Origin of the sequence: Armatimonas sp., from assembly GCF_043760365.1 — a bacterium.
Taxonomy (GTDB): domain Bacteria; phylum Armatimonadota; class Armatimonadia; order Armatimonadales; family Armatimonadaceae; genus Armatimonas.
Map to the genome: position 1 here is coordinate 1 of NZ_JAYUPA010000560.1, position 4,388 is coordinate 4,388.

The window sequence follows — 4,388 nt, forward strand, 5'->3', positions numbered from 1 at the left end:
AGTTGCTCTCCGTCCTCGCCGACAACACGGACTTCTCGAACGCGGATGCGCTCATTGACTCGGGGGCCCATGTCCCGATTGCGGTCGAAACCGCGGGCATCACGATGATGACTTATACTAAACCTCCAGGTTGATTGACATTGACGTGGTAAAGTCCACGAAAAAGAGTCCCTAAAAAATGTTCGGTCTATTCTATCCCTGGCAAGATACCCTGTCAAGAATTCCAGACAGGCAGCTCCTGTGAGAAATGACAGGCAGCGCCGCTTTCCAGATCGATTGTGGGTTCTTTCTCTGTACAGATTGCTTGTGAAAACGGGCAGCGCGTGCGGAAGCGGCAGCCGGTGGGAATGTTGAGCGGAGAGGGGGGGTCGCCTTCCAGCGGCGCACTCTTGCGGCGCTTGGTCGGGTCGGGCAGGGGAACGGAGGCAAGAAGAGAGCGGGTATAGGGGTGGCGCGGGTTGGAGTAGATCGCCTCGGCAGTTCCCATTTCGACAATCCGCCCGAGATACATCACGGCGACCCGGTGTGCGATATGCCGGATCAGTGCCAGATCGTGGCCGATGAAGATATAGGCGATCCCGCGTTCCTGCTGCAAGTCCATTAAGAGGTTGACTACTTGGGCGCGCACGGAGATATCCAGCGCGGAGACAGGCTCATCAAGAACAATCAGCTCGGGGTTGAGAGCAAGCGCCCGTGCGATCCCGATGCGCTGTCGCTGACCTCCGGAAAAGGCGTGTGGGAAGCGGCTGGCGATGCCTTCGGGCAGGCCCACGGAGCGTAGCAGCTCCTCAACACGCGCGTTCTTATCGCCTTTAATAGCGTGGATCTCCAGCGGCTCCCCAACAAGCTGCCCGACGGTGAGGCGCGGGGACAGGCTGGCGTAGGGATCCTGAAAGACCATCTGGACTTTCCGACGAAACGCGAGTAGCTCACTGCCACGCAGCCCGCCCACTTCCGCGCCCTGAAACCGCACGCTTCCCGCCGTCTTGGGCAAGAGCTGCAAAAGCGCCCGCCCCGTCGTGGACTTGCCGCACCCCGACTCCCCGACAATCCCCAGCGTCTCGCCTTTTGCCACAGAGAACGACACGCCGTCAACTGCACGGACAATTTTCCCGCCACCCACGGCAAACTGCACCGAGAGATCTTTCACTTCTAGCATCAGCGTGCCTCCTCTGCGGTAACACGATGACAGCGCACCAGGTGCTCCTTGGGCAGGATCGTTGTGGGGAGCGGCTCAGCGCACTTGTCTATCGCCTCGGAGCAGCGGGGGCGAAAGGGGCAGCCGCTTATTTCACTAGGACGCGTCGGGGGCTGACCGGGGATAAAGTTCAGCCGCGAGCCGTGCGCCAGCTCAGGAAGCGACTCCAGCAGGGCACGCGTGTAGGGGTGTTTGGGGCTGGAAAAGAGCGTGTGGACACCGGCCTCTTCCATGACCTGGCCGCCGTAGAGAACCGCGACTCGGTCACAGACTTGAGCGACAACCCCTAGGTCATGGGTGATAAAAATCACCGCCATGCCAAGCTCTTGTTGCAACTGACGAATGAGAGTCAGTATCTGTGCTTGCACCGTCACATCTAGCGCCGTCGTGGGTTCGTCGGCGAGGAGCACCTCAGGCTCGGAGGCGAGCGCCATCGCGATCATCGCTCTCTGTCGCATTCCCCCCGAGAGCTCGTGGGGATACTGGCGTGCACGGCGCTCTGGATCGGGTATCTGCACCCGGCGCAAGGCCGCGACCGCAGCCTCCCAGGCATCGAATTTACTGACGCGCTTGTGCAGGCGCACGGACTCGGCGATTTGATTCCCGATGGAGAAGACCGGGTTGAGGCTGGTCATCGGATCCTGGAAGATCATCGCGATCCTGCCACCACGTATTGAGCGCAAGTCTTTTTCCGGCAACGAGAGCAGATCCTGTCCCTCAAAAAGAATGCGCCCCGCCGTCACGCGGCCCGGCTCGGGGATAAGGCGTAGCGCGGAGAGCGCTGTCATGGTCTTGCCGGAGCCTGATTCGCCGACGATTCCCAGGGTTTCTCCACGGCTTACCGCAAGAGAGACCCCCCGCACGACCGCTCCGGCGGGAAACGAGACTTCCAGGTTCTCCAGAGAAAGGAGAGGTTCACTCACAGCGGGCAGTATATCAGAATTGTGCGAGCTTGAAATAGGTGAGCGCGTAGACAGCAATAATTATGCGGAGCAGCCAGATCGTGAAGGTCTTGTGGCGACGGGCGAGCTTGGGAGCCATGAGCACTGCGGGGATACACGAGACCGATTTCACGAGAACAAAAGTGATGGGGTGCACATCAAAAGTCCATGCCAGAAGGTGATTGGCTTCTGTCGCATAGCCCATGGTCACCCACATCAGTGTGGTGAACATGTCTGCCATGCAGATCGTAGCAAGCACCAGCGCCTCTTTTTCCGCAGCCCGCCGCAGAACAATGGGGCCGTGGAAGAGCAGGCGCAGTGAGTTACGACGGTTGAGCGAATCAATTTTGTCCAATGGTTCCTGTACATTCCTTCGCAAAGCAATCACGGATTGCGTAAGATAAAGCGGCGGTAGCCGGTTCTGTCCACGATATAGCGTGTCGTCATACCTGTTTCAGCCGAGAGCCAGAGAGTGCTTAGAGCGCCTGACTCACCAAGGCGAAGCTGTGCAAGAGGAAGCGTGTAGGTGAGCTCACGTTTGCCGGTTTGTGTTAGTCGTGGAGACTGCAAGGTTCGTGCCAGATAAACTCCCGACGAGGTGCGGAGTCGAAGCCCATAGCGCACTCCCGGGGCAGCCACACCGCGAAGCTGCAAAGTGACCCGAAGAGTCTCGTTTTCTACCTGAGCAGAGAGGGCCGTCAGGTCTGTCGCCGGGTTTGCGAAGCGCACCACATCATCTCCCTGGGCATCACGTACTTTTGCAATTTGCGACCTTCCAATACGAGGCTCGGCCGTTGCTCCGAAAATCTCATTTCCTCTAAGAAATGATCGGAGCTGCCGGCCACATAGCTCTAGCTGAGAAGGATACTGGTTCAGAGCACGCTCCTTGACCTTCTGTGTCTCTGGACTCAGCGGCAAAGAGCGCCAGTGGGTATCCGCGAGCGCAAACCCAGAAGGCGGGACGAGATTAAGCTGGGGCGAGTAGCCCTGGGGGAGCGGCCAGTCACCTCGGTGCACGATGTAGTAGTGCAGTCGGATATTCTTGAGGGAGGAGCCTGCGAGCGCGGCCTCCGTGAACGAGGCCGCGATGCTATGATCCATGTGATCGTCGGCGGGATGGGTAACAAAGATATCGGTTGGGCGGAACTTCTCCACAATACCCTTAATGTCCGTGACTAGAGCCGCCCCACAGTACGCTCCCCGTGGTGTCGAGCTACGGTTTGTGTAGGCAGAACGGTAGGGAGCGCTGGGCAGCCAGTGATCTTCCCAGAGCGCATTTAGCCCTCGATCCGGGTACCCGAGAAAGCTCACTGACCCTGCTTCCACCCCCAGAACGGCAAGTGCCTTTAGCGCCTCTTTTTGACGGATCTCTCCGAGATGGACGTAGTCCGTAGCACGCGGGGGGAGGCGCCGTGTCACGAGGGCACAAGCGGCGGGAAACGCATCGCCGTTGGTAAGAAAAACCACCTGGACGGGTATCCCGCTCTGGCGGGCTTGCGCGATGAGGCCACCAGCTCCTAGGGTCTCGTCATCACAGTGCGGAGCGATGATCAATAGACGCTGCGTTTGGGTGAGTTCAGGGAGCTTCGGCAGAGAGCTCGCGGACATCGCCTGGGCCGTGCGATGCAAGTTGGCATAAAAACCCACCGAGACGAGGGCCGCAAGAAGAGTAGGGGAGACAAGAGCGAGCAAGGCAAGGCGTTTCCAGCGAGGCCAGCGCTTAACCGCCTGCACGGAGTTTTTCCAGGTGATTCGTCGCAACAGTGCTCAGGTCCTCCTGTACCCCGAAAAGAATGTAGAACGGAGTGAGTGGGATTCGAACCCACGAGACCTTTTACAGCCTACACGATTTCCAATCGTGCTCCTTCGACCAACTCGGACACCACTCCAGAACAGGATTGATTCTACCGTCTTTTGTGCGATTTGCCAAGATGCGGGATACTGTGGCTATGCGAATCTTGCTAGCTGTTTTGTTTGCGACTCTTGCCATCGCCCCCAGCCATGCCCAAACGGGGCTCCTTGACCGTTCCACGGCGAAGTTTTTCTCGCACGAAGGCAACCTGGCATTTCTGGCCGCCGGGGTTCTGTCTGGGAATTCGCGTGATCGGGGGCGCGCACTGATAACGAGTACGGTGCTCGTCACCAGCCTCAAGTTCCTGACCCGCGAGCGTCGCCCGGATGGTTCGACCTTCGATAGCTTTCCCAGCGGCCACGCCAGCGCCGCATTTACGATTGCGGGGCTGGCCGCA

At 59.0% G+C, this 4,388-nt stretch carries 4 protein-coding genes, 1 tRNA gene and 1 pseudogene; 1 reads left to right on the plus strand and 5 read right to left on the minus strand.

Annotation, left to right across the window (positions count from 1 at the left end):
* Positions 1–214: 214 nt before the first annotated feature.
* From ACH2EH_RS12810 to ACH2EH_RS12830, 5 genes are all read right to left on the minus strand, one after another.
* Entirely contained in the window at positions 215–1,159 is a 945-nt protein-coding gene (locus ACH2EH_RS12810) for an ABC transporter ATP-binding protein (RefSeq protein WP_395142241.1), read from the minus strand.
* Complete coding sequence (locus tag ACH2EH_RS12815; protein ID WP_395142243.1) at positions 1,159–2,121, minus strand: ABC transporter ATP-binding protein; 963 nt, start codon at positions 2,119–2,121, stop codon at positions 1,159–1,161. The genes ACH2EH_RS12810 and ACH2EH_RS12815 overlap by 1 nt, the downstream gene beginning before the upstream one ends.
* A gap of 13 nt (positions 2,122–2,134) precedes the next feature.
* Positions 2,135–2,494 (minus strand): DUF5658 family protein, encoded by a 360-nt coding sequence (locus ACH2EH_RS12820; protein WP_395142245.1) that lies wholly within the window; start codon positions 2,492–2,494, stop codon positions 2,135–2,137.
* 29 nt (positions 2,495–2,523) lie between these two features.
* Positions 2,524–3,900, minus strand: coding sequence for a PIG-L deacetylase family protein (locus ACH2EH_RS12825; RefSeq protein ID WP_395142247.1), 1,377 nt, complete (start codon positions 3,898–3,900; stop codon positions 2,524–2,526).
* 40 nt (positions 3,901–3,940) lie between these two features.
* Positions 3,941–4,028, minus strand: a tRNA-Ser gene (locus tag ACH2EH_RS12830).
* A gap of 60 nt (positions 4,029–4,088) precedes the next feature.
* Between ACH2EH_RS12830 and ACH2EH_RS12835 the strand changes: the two are divergent.
* Positions 4,089–4,388 (plus strand): annotated as a pseudogene (locus ACH2EH_RS12835) (hypothetical protein); the annotation flags it as partial.